The sequence below is a fragment of the Limnohabitans sp. DCL3 genome (genome assembly GCF_048019295.1).
GTDB lineage: Bacteria > Pseudomonadota > Gammaproteobacteria > Burkholderiales > Burkholderiaceae_C > Limnohabitans_A.
This window is the reverse complement of record NZ_CP171842.1, coordinates 551,851-565,641: the sequence shown is the minus strand read 5'-3', so window position 1 is coordinate 565,641 and position 13,791 is coordinate 551,851. Positions and strand designations below refer to the sequence as shown.

Below are 13,791 nucleotides of genomic sequence, written 5' to 3'. Positions count from 1 at the left end.
TTTGAATACGGTACGTCTTATTTGCGAGCGGCCAAAACTTCAGCCGGTTGCACGATTTGCCCAGTCTTGTTGGACCAGTTGTTTTTGGTGTAGGTGATCACAGCGGCGATCTCGGTGTCCGACAACTGTTTCCAGGCGGGCATGGCACCGTTGTTTTGACCATTGAGCAGCACGGCAATTTGCTTGGACTTGTCGGCATCGAGCACCACGGCAGAACCGTCGATGGCCTTGATGGCGCCAGCGCCTTTGCCCGAAGCTTGGTGGCAGGCCGCGCAATTGGCCGCATACACTTTTTCACCACGCTTAGACAGGTCGTCCAATGCCCAAACCTTGGCCGGATCATCGGCTTTGGCTGCTTGTTTTTTCTTCTCAGCATCCACCCAGGCCGCGTAGTCTGCAGCTGACAGAACTTTCACATGGATGGGCATGTAGGCATGCTCTTTGCCGCACAGCTCTTGGCACTGTCCGTAAAAATCGCCGGTTTTCTCAGCACGGAACCAAGTGTCACGGACAAACCCAGGGATCGCGTCTTGTTTGATGCCGAAAGCGGGCACAGCAAAAGCATGAATCACGTCGTTGGCCGTGGTGATCACACGCACTTTTTGACCGACAGGCACCACCAAGGGGTTGTCGACCTTGAGCAGGTAGTTGTCACCTTCGGGTTTGCCGGCATCGGACATGGCACGCTGCGAGGAATCCAACGTGGAGATGTAGCTCAGGCCTTCACCTTCGCCTTTGATGTAGTCGTAACCCCATTTCCACTGGTAACCGGTGACTTTGACCGTCAAATCGGCATTGGTGGTGTCTTTTTGAGCCACCAAAACTTTGGTGGCGGGCAGCGCCATCAAAATCACAATCAGGAACGGGACGGCCGTCCAGATCACTTCCACCGTGATGGATTCAGTGAATGTGGCGGGCTTGTGACCGACCGACTTGCGGTGCTTCCAAATGGAATAGAACATCACCGCAAACACTGCGATGAAAATCACGGTGCAGATGATCAACATGAACCAGTGGAGCCAATGCTGCTCTTCAGCGATTTTGGTTGCAGCGGGGGCAAAGTTGAGCTGGTTGACAGCAGGGCCACCCGGCAAATCATTGACCGCATAGGCTGCCGTGGCCGCCCAGGCGCCTGCAAAGATGCCCGCGCGGGATAGCAGCGTGGCCAATTGGTTGGAAATATTCTTCATGGTTCTCACTAACTTCCAAGACACTGTTGAACTCTCACTTCAGCCAAACCGGGCTTGGCCCTGTCTGCCACCAGACATCACGCCGAGCGCAATGCCTTTCTGATTTCTCGCGCCAGCACTTGGCGCAACTCTGGACGCACAAAACGCCCCACCTCGATGGATCGCCCCTGACCGGACAACTCGATCAAACTTCGGTCTCCCGACTTGGGCTCCACCCTCACCCATTGGCGCGCGAACTCTGCCCGCTCCAGACGCCCGGCAGACTCACATTCCACCACGAGCTGGCCACCTTGGATCGAAATCTTTTCTCCGTCGGTGGCGTGGCGCGCATAAATCAAAAATGCCACGCCCACCACCGCGATTTCCAGACCAGCAAACGCCAAAACCAGCGTGGCACCCAGATACCAAAAAAACAAACCAATGGCCAAAGAGAACAGGCACAACGACAAGTAAAACCATCCCAGTTGGGTGGGTGTGACCGAACAATTGCGCCGAAGCTGCCAATGGATGGCGTGCCCCGTCTCTTGAGCAAACTGATAAGTTGGATTTGACACGCGTCAACTTTCAATAAACTAACACGCCAAAAGGCAGCAAATGCCTCTGAAACCGGGCGGATTTTACCCGAGAACAAGGGGGCTTTTGATTCAACTCAAACTTTGTCGGAAATACGAGCACCGCTGCGCAACATTTGCCGCATTTGATCAAGCCCTATGGCCGTTTGGACGCTGAGGGGCACACGGGGTGATGGTTTGAGGGCATGCCCATACACAATTTCAAAGCTCAACGCCAATCGCCCACCCTCCTCAGGCCGGGCCAAGGTCATCAACATTTGCTTGAGTTGCTCCAGCCACCCGCGTCCTCGCAGACCTGAAAAACGCTGGACATGCAAATTCCGCCCCCAACTGCGCAACTCGGCCAACAGACGTTCTGGCGTTTCATAGGTGAGCGTGATGCGCTCCATGTCCATCACTGGCTCGGCAAAACCCGCTTCCACCAGCATGTCCCCCCAGTCGTGCATGTCGGTGAATTCATGGGCTGGTGCGGGCCATCCTTGTTGCGCATAGGCTTCGCGCAACTCGCGCAAAGTATCAGGACCCAAGCAAGAAAACATCAAAAAACCGTCCACTGCCAAAGTTTGATGCCAAATTTTCAGCAGATGCTGAGGCTGGGCTGAGGTGTGCAATTGCATGTTGGCCCAGAGCATGTCCGCCTGGCCTTCAGGCGGCAGGCCCGATTGAGGGCGTGGCCCCAACCAACGCCTGACTTGCCACCACCGGCCTTGCAATGCCGCTTGGGCTGCCAAATCCTGTTGTGGGTGCTCGCTGCTCAGCCAGGCTTGTGCTTGGGGGTATCGCTTTTGCAAAGCTGCATGGGCCTGCATGCCCCCTCGCAAAGGCCCCCAATGCACCCAGCGGGTGGGCTGCAGCTTGATGTATGCCAGTCGTTCTTGCATGCGCGAGGCCACCTCCTCGTTCAACCAAGGTGAACTGAGCCCCACACCATGAGACGACCACCGAGCGGCAGCAACAGGGTCCAACGAGGGCGGGCGTTCAAGAGCAGACAGGGCCATGGCAAAGAAGGGTGAAAGCCTGCAAACAACGGACGTCAGTGGCAGCTTGTGGTCGGTGAGAGGCCGAAGTATATTGATTTCATGGGCTTTCAGTGGTTTCAAGGTTTAGGTGTGCAGCTGGGCGGGGTCAGGAAAAGCCTCCTGGGTATGGCCTTGCCCAGCCACTGCGCCATTTGCCAGAGTTGGCCAAATCCGCCTTTGTGCGAGGCCTGCATCAGCCGCTTTGCCCAACCGAGACACCGCTGCCTGAGCTGCGCCCTGCCCTTGCCCCTGAAGTTCGGGCACTGCGGCGCCTGTCTGCGCAACCCGCCGCCCTTGGCGCTGTGCCTCACCGCCGTGGGCTATGAGTGGCCTTGGGTGGATTTGATCGCTCGTTTCAAATTTCAAAAACAAGCGGGTTGGCAAGGCCCTTTGGCCACTTTGATGCGCAGCGCACCCGGGGTCGAAGACGCTCTGGACGCGGCAGACTGGGTGCTGCCTATTCCCTTGTCACCCACCCGATTGGCCGAGCGCGGCTACAACCAATCTTGGCTGCTGGCCAAGCGACTGAGCCCGGGCAAAGCCGATGCCCACTTGCTGCTGCGCACGCGACACACCCCTTCACAACGCACCCTGCCCAGAGCCGATCGCTTGGCCAATTTGGTGGGGGCTTTTGCCGTCGAACCCTTGAGGGCCACGCAGCTGCGCAGCAAAAATGTGGTCTTGGTCGACGATGTCATGACCAGCGGTGCCTCCCTGCACTCGGCCGCGCAGGTTTTGCGCCAAGCTGGTGCAGCCCAGGTCAGTGCTTTGGTGCTGGCACGCACCGAAGCCGCAGAGGGCGCTTGAGCGCAGGCACAATACCGGACATGTTTCACATCGTCTTGGTTGAGCCCGAAATCCCGCCGAACACCGGCAACATCATCCGCTTGGCGGCCAATACAGGCTGCACGCTGCATTTGATCGAACCCCTGGGTTTTTCCATGGACGACAAACACATGCGGCGTGCAGGCCTGGATTACCATGAGTACGCCGACTTGCGCCGCCATGCCGACTGGGCCACATTTTTGCGCAACGAACAGCCCGCAGCGGACCGCATGTTCGCGCTGACCACCCGGGGCAGCAGAGCGGCGCATGGGGTTGTTTTTGCGCCGGGCGACTGGCTCGTGTTTGGCTCAGAAACGCGTGGCCTGTCGCCTGAATTGCGCGAACAGTTCGCACCAGACCAGCGCATCAAGTTGCCCATGCGAGAGGGTCAGCGAAGCTTGAACCTGTCCAATGCGGTCGCTGTCACCGTGTTCGAAGCTTGGCGACAGCAGGGCTTTGCGGGCGCCTCGGCTCAAGCGTAAATACGCACCAAAGATTCAGCAGCGCACACGGGCTTGTCGATGCCTTCGCGCTCTACGGTCACATTCCACTGAAACTGCATGCCATGGTCTTCAATGGGTGTGGCCGAGTGCAGGTGCAAATGGCCCCTCAGACGACTGCCGACGGGCACAGGGGACATGAAGCGAACCTTGTTGAGCCCGTAATTGACGCCCATGCGTTTTTGCTGGACCACAATGGTCTTGTCGAAAAACTGGGGCAACAAGGACAAGGTCAAAAAACCGTGGGCAATCGGCGCGCCAAAAGGCCCTTGCTGGGCCCGCACCACGTCGACATGGATCCACTGGTGGTCTCCGGTGGCCTCGGCAAACAGATTGACCTGCTGTTGGGTGATTTCGACCCATTCGGTGATGGCCACATCTTGGCCGACACAGGCGGCCAGATCGGCCAAAGTTTCAAATGTTTTCATAGGGGGCACTTTATCCAGCAGGGGCTCGGCTGGCTGTCCATGCTGTGACACCGGTTGCGCCAGCGGTTCAAGCTCCAGTTGTTGCAATTGCAAGCGCAAGCGCGCCAGTTGCCCGCGATAATTCTGTGCATCGCCGTAGTCTGAAAAGCCATGGTAATAGGGGTGTGCATGCACCACACGGCGTGCGTGTTTGATGGGGCACCAATACTGCTCAGTCAGGCCCACCACTTCGCGGGCGTAGGCCATCAAACCATTGCCGTAAGAGCAGTACGCACAGTTGATCTTTTCGACGATGTTCAAATAAGCCAAATGGGTTCGGTCGTACACAAAGTAATCCGAACGCTTGACGCGTGGCATGTTGTACAAGGGAAAACACAAGTGCTGGTAGAGCGTGACCATGCCATCGAGCAGCAGCATGGGCAAGAGGACCGGGTAAATCAGCGGGATGGTCAGCCAGTGCCGCCAGTCAGCGTTCCAAACACAGCGCACCACACCCTCTTTGAAACGCCGCTGCTGCTCCAACACCTCGTGCTCAAAACTCACCTTGCGTTGGTCAAAATCGGCTTGGAATAGCTGTCGGCGGCGCTGAACCTCTTGCTCAATGTCCGCCTCCAATTGCCGAATACGGTCCAGAAATTCGTTGATTTGGGCGTTCATGGTCGACTTTCAGCCAGAGATCAAGTGCTCGCCACCCAGCGTGGAGAATCCAAAGCCCTGACCTGCATCAGACCACAAGCCGAAGAAGGCTTAAACCATGTTCAGTTGCCCGGCCAGGTCACGGTGACCCGCAGACCCTTCAATTCGTCACTGCGATCAACATGAAAATGCAGACCATAGCGCTGGGCCACGCGCCGCACGATCGACCAACCCAAACCACTGCCCTCGGCCCCATTGCCTGGCACCCGGAAGAACCGATCGCCCAAACGCGCCACACCCGAGGGAGCCATGCCGGGACCGCTGTCTTCCACCACCAGAGTAGGGACAGGCAGCGCCGCCCATTGCACGCGAATGGTGGAGCCCACAGGGCTGTAACGTTGGGCGTTGTCCACCAAGTTGCCCACCAGCACCCCCACCCAACCCGGCGGGATGGGCACATGCAAGACATCGGGTGCGTCCAGACTCAATACCTGTTGCTTGGCCAGCGACCTCGGCCCCAATTCAGCCAATGTGGAACGGGTTTCGGCCACGGCATCGCACTGCGCCAGCAGCGGCGAATCCTCATGGGCATCAAGGCGGGCCAATTGCAGCAACTGCGCCACCAAACGTGTCGCACGATCACACCCTTGCAGCACGGCGTCTAGGGCTTTTTCGCGTTCGAGGTCGGACTCAGCGCCTCGGGCCACCTGGGCCTGCATGCGAACAGCCGCCAATGGCGTGCGCAGCTCATGGGCGGCGTCGGCCGTGAAGCGGCGCTCACCCTCCATGTGCATGGCCAATTGCTGAAAGAGTCGGTTCAGTGCTTGAACCAAGGGCTGGACCTCGGCTGAAACTTGCTCGTTCAAGGGCTTCAAGGCCTGAGCGTCGCGTTGACCAACCGACTCACTCAATTGCCGAAGGGGCATCAATGACTTGAAAATCGCCCCCCAAATCAAGAAAGCCAAAACTGGCAAAGCCAAGAGCAGGGGCACGATGGCGGAATTCAGGCCCGCTTGCAAGATGTCTTGGCGCGCCGACTTCAACTCGGCCACCACCACCCAAACATCCCGATCACGGCCTGTCGTTGCAAAAACCCGCCAAGCTTGACCGTCTCGTTCTCGCTCTGAAATGCCGTTTTGACCCCAAGGCGCCAGAGGCTCAAGGGGTGCTTGGGCTGAACGAGACAGCAACTCGCGCTCGTGCCAAATTTGAAATGCCACACGCGGCTGGTATTTGTGAAGCACCTCAGCGGTGGTGAAATCATCATCGTGGCCATCGTTGCTTTGCACAGCCAGCACCGCCGCTGTTTGGGCCAAGTGGGCGTCCAACAGTTCACTCAATTCGTGCTCAGTTCTCAGCCAAGTCATCACCAACACAAGGCCCCAGAACACACCTGTCGCCAACAACAAACTGAGCGTCAAACGCCATTGCAACGAAGAGGGCGGCCTAATCGTCATGGCGCACCCGGTTCCGACCTCGGCGCATCGGACTTGACTGACTGGTGAAGCAAATAGCCCACACCCCGTATGGTGTCGATCACATCAGGGCGAAGCTTTTTACGCAAGTTGTAAATGTGGACCTCCACCGTGTTGCTGCTCACCTCGTGACCCCATTGGTACAAGTGCTGTTCCACTTGACCACGGGTCAGCACACGACCAGCATGGCGCATGAAAATTTGCAAAAGCTCGTATTCGCGCAAAGACAACTCCACCAAACACCCGCCGAGCCAGACCTGGCGCGAAGCGGGGTCCATGCGCAAGTCGCCTGCCTCCAAAAGGGGTTCAGAAACGCCATGGGCACGGCGCACCAAGGCACGCAGACGGGCGGCCAACTCCATCAAGTCCACGGGCTTGACCATGTAGTCGTCAGCGCCACCGTCCAGTCCCGCGATTCGGGCCGGTATGCTGTCCCGGGCAGTCAGTATCAAGACAGGGGTGCGCATTTTTTGACGACGTACTGCGGCCAAGCACTGCATACCATCTTGGCGCGGTAATCCCAAGTCGAGCACACTGGCTTGGTAGACACCGGTCAACAGTTCACGCTCTGCAGCCATGCCGTCACGCACCCAGTCCACCAAAAAGCCCTGCTGCTGCAACCCGGCTTTGAGGCCTGCACCCAATAATTCATCGTCTTCAGCCAATAAAACACGCATGCTTTCAACCTGTGAATGTCGTCATCGCATCAATCTTCATCGCGCTTCGATTGTGACTTGCCGAGCGCGGGATGCATCCCGCTGGGCTCACCCACGGTTTGTGATGGCTCAACGCTTTGCCACTGCAGCGCCCAAAACCCCAAAACTGCAGCGACAAGCCATGCGGCCAAGACCCCGTGGTTGGACTTGATCAAATCAGGTCCTCCCCCCTCAACACGTCCGGTCAACATGGGCTTGGCCAAATTGCGGCGCCGCAACAGGCTGAGCAACACAATGCCTGAAACATGGGCCAGAACCGCCAAAAGCATGACATCACCGAAGAATTCGTGCACATCCTCCATCCATTCGCCCGTCCACTCCTGGTAGAGCACATAGCCCGATAGAACCACCGGTGCAATGGCGAGCAAAACTGTTGCAACCGTCCACGCCATGTAGAGATTTTGCGCCTGCCGCCAAGAGGCTTGCCCTGTGCGCAAACCACGCAGCCAATCACCCAAACCACGCAACTTGCCCCACATGGCAGTCCAGCGGACATAACGAGGCCCCAACATCCCCCACAGCAAACGGGCCACCAACAAGCCCCCCAGGGTGTAGCCCAAACTGACATGCACCAACCTGAAAACTTCACTTTCAGCCGTGATGTACGCCCCGATGAAACTCAAAGCCAACAAGGCATGCAGTGTGCGGGTGAAAGCATCCACGGTGCGGCGCGTCGGCACAGGCCCGGGTGTGCCGGATACAGCGGCTGTGTTTGACATCCTGTTCAACTCCTTCAATGGGGACGGTGTGGGCTGGGTGTTCGCCAATGGGGTCATCGGGGTATGCGCAGCTCGCGCTCGCCAAAGCGCCCCACGTCTGCTTGGCTGTGACAAGCACTGCATTGCGCAGCACTTTGGATGCTCTTGCGCTTCCATACGGCGGCCTCCACCTCCCGGTGCTCTCGGACAAACCAGGCCGAACGCGTGATGCGATCTTCTGGAGGCGCTTCAAGCACCCGCTTGGAAGTGCCCGCATGGGCTTTCAACCAAACCGTGATTTGCTGCACCTGTTCGGGCTCTAAAGAGGCATCGGTGCCGTAATGGTGCGCTAAGCCGCTCAAAATTCTTTGCCATGAAGCCGCAGGCAACAAGGCCGGCGGATAAAGGGTGTGGCACGCCGCACACTCCTGCTTGTAAATGGGCAGCACGTGCGCTGGCATGCTGGGCGCATCCGCCCAAACCGATGACACCAAGAACCCGGCACCCCACCCGACTGCACCCAACGTTCGAATCAGCGCTTGCATCATTTCAAACCCACCAAGTAAGCCAACACATCGGCTTTTTCAACCGCCGAGCATTCACGAGAAAGCACATCTTTGCAATTGCGCTTGAACCATTTGTCCACCTTGGCGCTGTCGGTGAAACGTTCCGCATGGAATGCGGGTGCCAGTGGTTGAATGGGCTTGCCGGTTGAAGCATGTCGGCTGGTCGTGGTCGGTGGCTGACCGTGACAGGATGCGCAAGACCACTCGCCACCATGACGGCGGGTAAAAAACTCTTGTCCACGGGGCGCTTGCCCGCTTTGCCCCGCCGCAGCCTGCCATCGCTGCAATTGGGCTTGTGGTGTCGTCACCTGCGCGCTTGCGCCGCACAAAACGAGAACAAGACCTGACAAGGTCAGGCCACGCTGGATTGGGGGGGACTTCATCGTGCAATCGACCTTTCTTGGCATCTGTCGTGCAAGATTACAGATCGAAACTGAAGTCCTCCTGAAGTGACAACGCACACAAGGCCTTGTCACGGAGATCCTTTTTGATGCAGATCAAACGCTGCACCGCGGGATAGCCATCTCGGCTCAAACAGGCGGCGCTTTTTCCTGTGGATCTTGGTAGATGCGTCCCCCAAATTTCAACGCCGTGTGTTCACGTTGAGACTGCAGCAAAGGGAACAGCATCTGGTGGTACCAACGCTCCTGACCAAACAATTGGTCGTCGATCAAACCCACTTGTTCGGGGTAACGGCGAGTGATGTGCGCACTGCCAAAAATGATGTCCCACAAAAACAGCAAATTGCCAAAATTGCCTTTGTAATGGCCCACACCATCGGCATTGGTGATGGCATGGTGTGCCCAATGCGTGGCAGGCGTGGAGATGGTGCGCTCCAGCACCCACATGACGGGGTGCAAGGCCCGAATTCGGTAAAGGGGTTCATCCCAACGCCATGCGCAGTGCGCCCCCAAAATCACCAACAGCTTGACCACGATGTACCCTGCATACACCAAGCCGCCAAAACCCAAGAAAAGCAAGGCCCCCGCAAACCACAGGCCAGGCATCATCAGGTAATAAAAGAAATTGTTGCGAAAGGTGATCCGAATGCTCATGTACTCGGCCGAGTGATGAGCGCGGTGTAAAGGCCACAGGAAAGAGGTGTGCGAGAGGCGGTGCCACCAATATTGCGTCATGTCATCCACGAGCAGCAAAATACCCACCATGCCCCACCAAGGCAAATCGGCCAAGGCGCCCTTGTATTGTGGAAACCAGGCCGCGCCCAGTTTGCTGGTCACAAAAATGGCCAAGGGCTGGGTCACCGCCAACACGCTCAAAAACATCAAAATTTCAAGTTTGGTGTCATTGCCCGTGGCGTTCACCGTATTTTTGTAGCGCCGACTGGCCCATTCCATCGTGGCAAAACCCAAGATGGTGCACAGCACCAAAGCGTTCTGAATTTGAACAGCGGTCATGTTTTGACTCCTTACTGGACATCTTTGGCGTCCAAGACGCCCTCAAGCCTGCCCAAGACGAAGATAGCCAAACTAAGAAGGTTCGAACATCCGGGTATTCCCCTTGCTACAAAACCTATGATTTGGAAACAACGATCAATCGGGATGCAGTTGAGTTCAAGAACATGGCAACGCGCAGGTACTTGGCCTCAGTCCTGGCGGTTGGACACGCGACTGGCGGGCAAACACAACTTGAAGGTGGCCCCTTGTCCCAGCACACTCTCGATGCGGAGCTCTCCGCCATGGCGTTGCATGACGTGTTTGGTGATGGCCAGCCCCAATCCCGTGCCACCCGTTTCACGCGAGCGGCTGCGGTCCACCCGGTAAAAACGCTCCGACAAGCGTGGCAGGTGCTCGGCCGCGATGCCGGGGCCTGAATCTTTCACGGCAAACACAGCCCCTTCGGGTGTCAATGACCACTGCAAATGGATCCGACCACCCAATGGGGTGTAGCGAATCGCGTTGTTCACCAGGTTGGACACCGCACTGAGCAACTCCGAGCGGGAACCGAGCAAGGCCACCTCTGGCACGGGATCCATCACCAGGTGGTGGATTGGCCCATCCGATTTAGACGCCAACAATTCCGTCAAAGCCAAGGCATCGGCATGGATGTGCGCCATCAAAGGGGGCAAAGCCACCTTTTCATGAACGCCAGGTGGTTGACTGCCTTCCAACTGGGACAAGGTGAGCAAATCGGCCACCAAAGACTGCATGCGGTCGGACTGGACGGACATGAGCTGGAGGTACTGCTGCATCTCGGCAGCATCCAAAGGGATGGATTGCAAGGTTTCCACAAAGCCACTCAGCACCGTCAAAGGGGTGCGGATCTCGTGCGACACGTTCGCCACAAAATCACGCCGCATCTCCTCCGCTTGGGCCAAGGCCGTGATGTCACGGGTCAAGAGCAGCGATCGCCCTTCGCCGTAAGCATGCAGCTGCACCGAGAGTTTCTTGACATTGACCACCGAATTGGAGCGCCCCTCCATGATGACCTCAGCGCTGTGCTCGTCTTGCGCAAAATACTTGGCAAAGACCGGATCTCGCACCAAATGAACAATGTGTTGCATGCGGTCTTTTTGCGCATCCAGTCCCAAATGCGAAGCCGCCGTGTCGTTGCACCATTCAATGCGCGAATCTCCATCCAACAAAACCACACCGTTGGGCGAGGCTTGGATCGCCAGCAAGAAGTCTTTCAGGCGTTTTTCGTGCAATGCCGCCTGCTTTTCTTGCAGACGCAGTAAACGCTGGATGCGTGAAGCCATTTCCAACCAAACGCCTTGCCATGGTGGGTCCAGCTGGAGTTGGGGTGCACTGAGCCATTGGTCAAGGCGGTGAATCCGCCACACCAAAACCACCGCGTGAACAAAAAAGGCCAGAGCTGTGGCAGACAAAGCACCCCAAGTCCCGCCCCAGAACCAACCGGGCACAGCGGCCACCAACCCACCCATCAACAATTCAACTACCGAGAAGATCATTCGAAGTCCGCATCAAACGGCTGGTGAGTGTGTGAACCTGTAACCCGCACCGCGCACGGTTTCGATCATGACACCGGCATCACCCAAGGATTCGCGCAGGCGCTTGACATGCACATCCACGGTGCGCTCTTCGATGTACACATGGTCGCCCCAGACCTTGTCGAGCAAGGCGCCTCGGCTGTGCACGCGTTCTGGGTGGCGCATCAGGTAATGCAGCAACTTGAACTCGGTGGGACCCACTTTCAGGGGCTTGTCGGCCCAGTTGACGCGGTGCGTGTCGGCATCCAATTGCAGCTCGCCCATTTTGACGACACCACCCGAAGCCTCAGGAACCCGACGGCGCAACACGGCCCGGATGCGCGCCAAGAGTTCGCGTGGCGAAAATGGTTTCACGATGTAGTCGTCGGCCCCCGCATCCAGTCCTGCGACGCGATCGGCCTCGTCGCCGCGCGCGGTGAGCATCAAGATGGGCACCGTTTTGGTACGGCTCGAGGCACGCCAACGCCGAGCCAAAGTCAGACCACTTTCGCCGGGCAGCATCCAGTCCAGCAAGATCACGTCCGGCAAGATTTCATCCAGCTCTCGCTGCGCGGTTTCGGCGTCGATGGCCCAAACAGGCTGAAAGCCGTTGTGCCGCAGGTTAACGGCAATCAATTCGGCAATCGAGGGTTCATCCTCGACGATCAAGATGCGAGGTGTGGATCTCATTGCACCGCTTTTTCAATCTCGATCAAGGCTGTATGTCGAACGTCAGCACCCTTGACGACATAAATGACAAATTCGGCAATGTTTTTGGCATGGTCACCGATGCGTTCAATGGCTTTGGCCACAAACAACAAATCAAGACTGGCCGAGATGGTGCGCGGGTCTTCCATCATGTAAGTCACCAACTTGCGCACAAAGCCATTGAACTCGGCGTCGATCAAATCATCTTCTTTCAAGATGACCAAGGCGGTATTGACATCCAAGCGGGCAAAGGCATCCAAAGCTTTGCGCAGCAAACCGGTCGCCAGATCTGCCGCCACCCGCAGCTCAGAAGCGGGTAAATTGCGAGGCGTACCTTGCTCCAAGATCAGCTTGACCATGCGTGCGATGCGCTCGGCTTCATCGCCTGCACGCTCCAAATTACCCGTGATCTTGGAAATCGCCATCAGCAAACGCAAATCGCGCGCTGTTGGTTGGCGACGCGCAATGATGGAGGCCAATTCGGCATCGATCTCCACTTCCAACTTGTTCACCTGTTTTTCAGTGGCAATGACCTGATCGGCCACCTCCGAGCTGAACTGCGCCAAGGCATAAACCGCATGGCGCGTTTGCGACTCCACCAGTCCACCCAACTCCAGGACACGCGATGACACGTTGGTCAGGTCGGCATCAAATTGACTTGAAATGTGTTTTTCCATTTTTTGCTCCTGATCAGCCGAAACGGCCGGTGATGTAGTCTTCGGTTTCCTGACGGACAGGCTTCATGAAAATTTGCTCGGTTTGGCCAAACTCCACCAATTCGCCCAAATACATGTAAGCCGTGAAGTCTGACACGCGTGCCGCTTGCTGCATGTTGTGGGTGACGATGGCCACGGTGTATTCTTTCTTCAACTCGCTGACCAACTCTTCGACTTTGGCGGTCGAGATCGGATCCAGGGCCGAAGTGGGTTCATCGAGCAAGATGACTTTGGGCTTGACCGCGATGGTGCGTGCAATGCACAAGCGCTGCTGCTGTCCGCCCGAGAGGGACAAACCACTTTGACCCAGTTTGTCTTTGACTTCGTTCCAAATGGCGGCTTTGGTCAAAGCCGACTCGACGCGCTCGTCCATGTCGGAACGGCTGAGGTTTTCATACAAGCGAACACCGAAAGCGATGTTGTCGTAAATCGACATTGGGAAAGGTGTAGGCTTTTGGAACACCATGCCGATTTGGGCGCGCAACAAGTTCAGGTCTTGGCCCTTTTCCAAAATGTTTTGACCATAAAACTTGATCTCACCCTCAGCACGCTGGCCAGGGTAGAGGCTGTACATGCGGTTGAGCGTGCGCAACAACGTGGATTTACCGCAACCCGAGGGACCAATGAAGGCGGTCACGCGGTGTTCTGCAATGTCCAGGTTGACATTTTTCAGGCCCTTGAATTTGCCGTAATAAAAGTCAAGGTTACGGACCTCAAGTGCGTTCTGCGTGGGTTTCTTGTCAGGCATGTGGATTCCTGTGGATACAAATTGAAAAAGCGAGGCGTGGCAATCTG

Annotated in this window: 16 protein-coding genes; 2 read left to right on the top strand and 14 right to left on the bottom strand. The window is 57.0% G+C overall.

Annotated elements, in window-relative coordinates:
- Nucleotides 1–17 precede the first annotated feature (17 nt).
- The 3 genes from coxB to ACHEXK_RS02480 all read right to left on the bottom strand — a co-directional run bounded on the left by coxB (nt 18) and on the right by ACHEXK_RS02480 (nt 2,760).
- On the bottom strand, nt 18–1,190 hold the full coding sequence (coxB, locus tag ACHEXK_RS02490; RefSeq protein WP_416547735.1) for a cytochrome c oxidase subunit II: 1,173 nt from the start codon (nt 1,188–1,190) through the stop codon (nt 18–20).
- A 77-nt stretch (nt 1,191–1,267) separates the two neighbouring features.
- Nucleotides 1,268–1,744 (bottom strand): DUF2244 domain-containing protein, encoded by a 477-nt coding sequence (locus ACHEXK_RS02485; protein ID WP_416547733.1) that lies wholly within the window; start codon nt 1,742–1,744, stop codon nt 1,268–1,270.
- A 95-nt stretch (nt 1,745–1,839) separates the two neighbouring features.
- Complete coding sequence (locus ACHEXK_RS02480) at nt 1,840–2,760, bottom strand: biotin synthase (RefSeq protein WP_416547731.1); 921 nt, start codon at nt 2,758–2,760, stop codon at nt 1,840–1,842.
- Between the two features lie 147 nt (nt 2,761–2,907).
- On the opposite strand from ACHEXK_RS02480, the gene ACHEXK_RS02475 reads away from it, so the two are divergent.
- Both ACHEXK_RS02475 and trmL read left to right on the top strand, forming a co-directional pair.
- Nucleotides 2,908–3,588 carry a ComF family protein gene (locus ACHEXK_RS02475; RefSeq protein WP_416547729.1) on the top strand — a complete coding sequence of 227 codons (681 nt, stop codon included), beginning with the start codon at nt 2,908–2,910 and terminating at the stop codon, nt 3,586–3,588.
- Between the two features lie 20 nt (nt 3,589–3,608).
- Nucleotides 3,609–4,088 (top strand): tRNA (uridine(34)/cytosine(34)/5-carboxymethylaminomethyluridine(34)-2'-O)-methyltransferase TrmL, encoded by a 480-nt coding sequence (gene trmL, locus ACHEXK_RS02470; protein WP_416547727.1) that lies wholly within the window; start codon nt 3,609–3,611, stop codon nt 4,086–4,088.
- Here trmL and ACHEXK_RS02465 read toward each other — a convergent pair.
- The 11 genes from ACHEXK_RS02465 to pstB all read right to left on the bottom strand — a co-directional run bounded on the left by ACHEXK_RS02465 (nt 4,079) and on the right by pstB (nt 13,744).
- Nucleotides 4,079–4,534, bottom strand: a complete 456-nt coding sequence (locus ACHEXK_RS02465) for a MaoC family dehydratase (protein WP_416548833.1) — start codon at nt 4,532–4,534, stop codon at nt 4,079–4,081. The genes trmL and ACHEXK_RS02465 overlap by 10 nt on opposite strands.
- A 758-nt stretch (nt 4,535–5,292) precedes the next feature.
- Nucleotides 5,293–6,627: an ATP-binding protein gene (locus ACHEXK_RS02460; protein WP_416547725.1), complete on the bottom strand. Its 1,335-nt coding sequence runs from the start codon at nt 6,625–6,627 to the stop codon at nt 5,293–5,295.
- The gene (locus ACHEXK_RS02455; RefSeq protein ID WP_416547723.1) at nt 6,624–7,322 is read right to left on the bottom strand and encodes a winged helix-turn-helix domain-containing protein; all 699 of its coding nucleotides are present in this window, start codon (nt 7,320–7,322) and stop codon (nt 6,624–6,626) included. The genes ACHEXK_RS02460 and ACHEXK_RS02455 overlap by 4 nt, the downstream gene beginning before the upstream one ends.
- 29 nt (nt 7,323–7,351) lie before the next feature.
- Nucleotides 7,352–8,080, bottom strand: a complete 729-nt coding sequence (locus tag ACHEXK_RS02450) for a cytochrome b/b6 domain-containing protein (protein ID WP_416547721.1) — start codon at nt 8,078–8,080, stop codon at nt 7,352–7,354.
- Nucleotides 8,081–8,133: 53 nt separating this feature from the next.
- Nucleotides 8,134–8,604: a diheme cytochrome c gene (locus tag ACHEXK_RS02445; protein WP_416548831.1), complete on the bottom strand. Its 471-nt coding sequence runs from the start codon at nt 8,602–8,604 to the stop codon at nt 8,134–8,136.
- On the bottom strand, nt 8,604–9,008 hold the full coding sequence (locus ACHEXK_RS02440; RefSeq protein WP_416547719.1) for a DUF1924 domain-containing protein: 405 nt from the start codon (nt 9,006–9,008) through the stop codon (nt 8,604–8,606). Before ACHEXK_RS02440 ends, ACHEXK_RS02445 begins: the two co-directional genes overlap by 1 nt.
- Nucleotides 9,009–9,155: 147 nt before the next feature.
- Nucleotides 9,156–10,040, bottom strand: a complete 885-nt coding sequence (locus tag ACHEXK_RS02435; protein WP_416547717.1) for a sterol desaturase family protein — start codon at nt 10,038–10,040, stop codon at nt 9,156–9,158.
- 188 nt (nt 10,041–10,228) lie between these two features.
- Complete coding sequence (gene phoR / locus ACHEXK_RS02430) at nt 10,229–11,554, bottom strand: phosphate regulon sensor histidine kinase PhoR (RefSeq protein WP_416547715.1); 1,326 nt, start codon at nt 11,552–11,554, stop codon at nt 10,229–10,231.
- A gap of 12 nt (nt 11,555–11,566) precedes the next feature.
- Nucleotides 11,567–12,262 (bottom strand): phosphate regulon transcriptional regulator PhoB, encoded by a 696-nt coding sequence (gene phoB / locus ACHEXK_RS02425; protein WP_416547713.1) that lies wholly within the window; start codon nt 12,260–12,262, stop codon nt 11,567–11,569.
- Nucleotides 12,259–12,957 carry a phosphate signaling complex protein PhoU gene (gene phoU, locus ACHEXK_RS02420; RefSeq protein WP_416547711.1) on the bottom strand — a complete coding sequence of 233 codons (699 nt, stop codon included), beginning with the start codon at nt 12,955–12,957 and terminating at the stop codon, nt 12,259–12,261. The genes phoB and phoU overlap by 4 nt, the downstream gene beginning before the upstream one ends.
- 13 nt (nt 12,958–12,970) lie before the next feature.
- Nucleotides 12,971–13,744 (bottom strand): phosphate ABC transporter ATP-binding protein PstB, encoded by a 774-nt coding sequence (gene pstB / locus ACHEXK_RS02415; RefSeq protein ID WP_416547709.1) that lies wholly within the window; start codon nt 13,742–13,744, stop codon nt 12,971–12,973.
- Between the last annotated feature and the right edge of the window lie 47 nt (nt 13,745–13,791).

Excerpts from the sequence above, each read along its gene's own strand:
- coxB (WP_416547735.1), bottom strand. The coding sequence starts at position 1,190 with ATGAAGAATATTTCCAACCAATTGGCCACGCTGCTATCCCGCGCGGGC.
- ACHEXK_RS02480 (WP_416547731.1), bottom strand. The coding sequence starts at position 2,760 with ATGGCCCTGTCTGCTCTTGAACGCCCGCCCTCGTTGGACCCTGTTGCT.
- ACHEXK_RS02475 (WP_416547729.1), top strand. The coding sequence starts at position 2,908 with ATGGCCTTGCCCAGCCACTGCGCCATTTGCCAGAGTTGGCCAAATCCG.
- trmL (WP_416547727.1), top strand. The coding sequence starts at position 3,609 with ATGTTTCACATCGTCTTGGTTGAGCCCGAAATCCCGCCGAACACCGGC.
- ACHEXK_RS02465 (WP_416548833.1), bottom strand. The coding sequence starts at position 4,534 with ATGAAAACATTTGAAACTTTGGCCGATCTGGCCGCCTGTGTCGGCCAA.
- ACHEXK_RS02460 (WP_416547725.1), bottom strand. The coding sequence starts at position 6,627 with ATGACGATTAGGCCGCCCTCTTCGTTGCAATGGCGTTTGACGCTCAGT.
- ACHEXK_RS02455 (WP_416547723.1), bottom strand. The coding sequence starts at position 7,322 with ATGCGTGTTTTATTGGCTGAAGACGATGAATTATTGGGTGCAGGCCTC.
- ACHEXK_RS02450 (WP_416547721.1), bottom strand. The coding sequence starts at position 8,080 with ATGTCAAACACAGCCGCTGTATCCGGCACACCCGGGCCTGTGCCGACG.
- ACHEXK_RS02445 (WP_416548831.1), bottom strand. The coding sequence starts at position 8,604 with ATGCAAGCGCTGATTCGAACGTTGGGTGCAGTCGGGTGGGGTGCCGGG.
- ACHEXK_RS02440 (WP_416547719.1), bottom strand. The coding sequence starts at position 9,008 with ATGAAGTCCCCCCCAATCCAGCGTGGCCTGACCTTGTCAGGTCTTGTT.
- ACHEXK_RS02435 (WP_416547717.1), bottom strand. The coding sequence starts at position 10,040 with ATGACCGCTGTTCAAATTCAGAACGCTTTGGTGCTGTGCACCATCTTG.
- phoR (WP_416547715.1), bottom strand. The coding sequence starts at position 11,554 with ATGATCTTCTCGGTAGTTGAATTGTTGATGGGTGGGTTGGTGGCCGCT.
- phoB (WP_416547713.1), bottom strand. The coding sequence starts at position 12,262 with ATGAGATCCACACCTCGCATCTTGATCGTCGAGGATGAACCCTCGATT.
- phoU (WP_416547711.1), bottom strand. The coding sequence starts at position 12,957 with ATGGAAAAACACATTTCAAGTCAATTTGATGCCGACCTGACCAACGTG.
- pstB (WP_416547709.1), bottom strand. The coding sequence starts at position 13,744 with ATGCCTGACAAGAAACCCACGCAGAACGCACTTGAGGTCCGTAACCTT.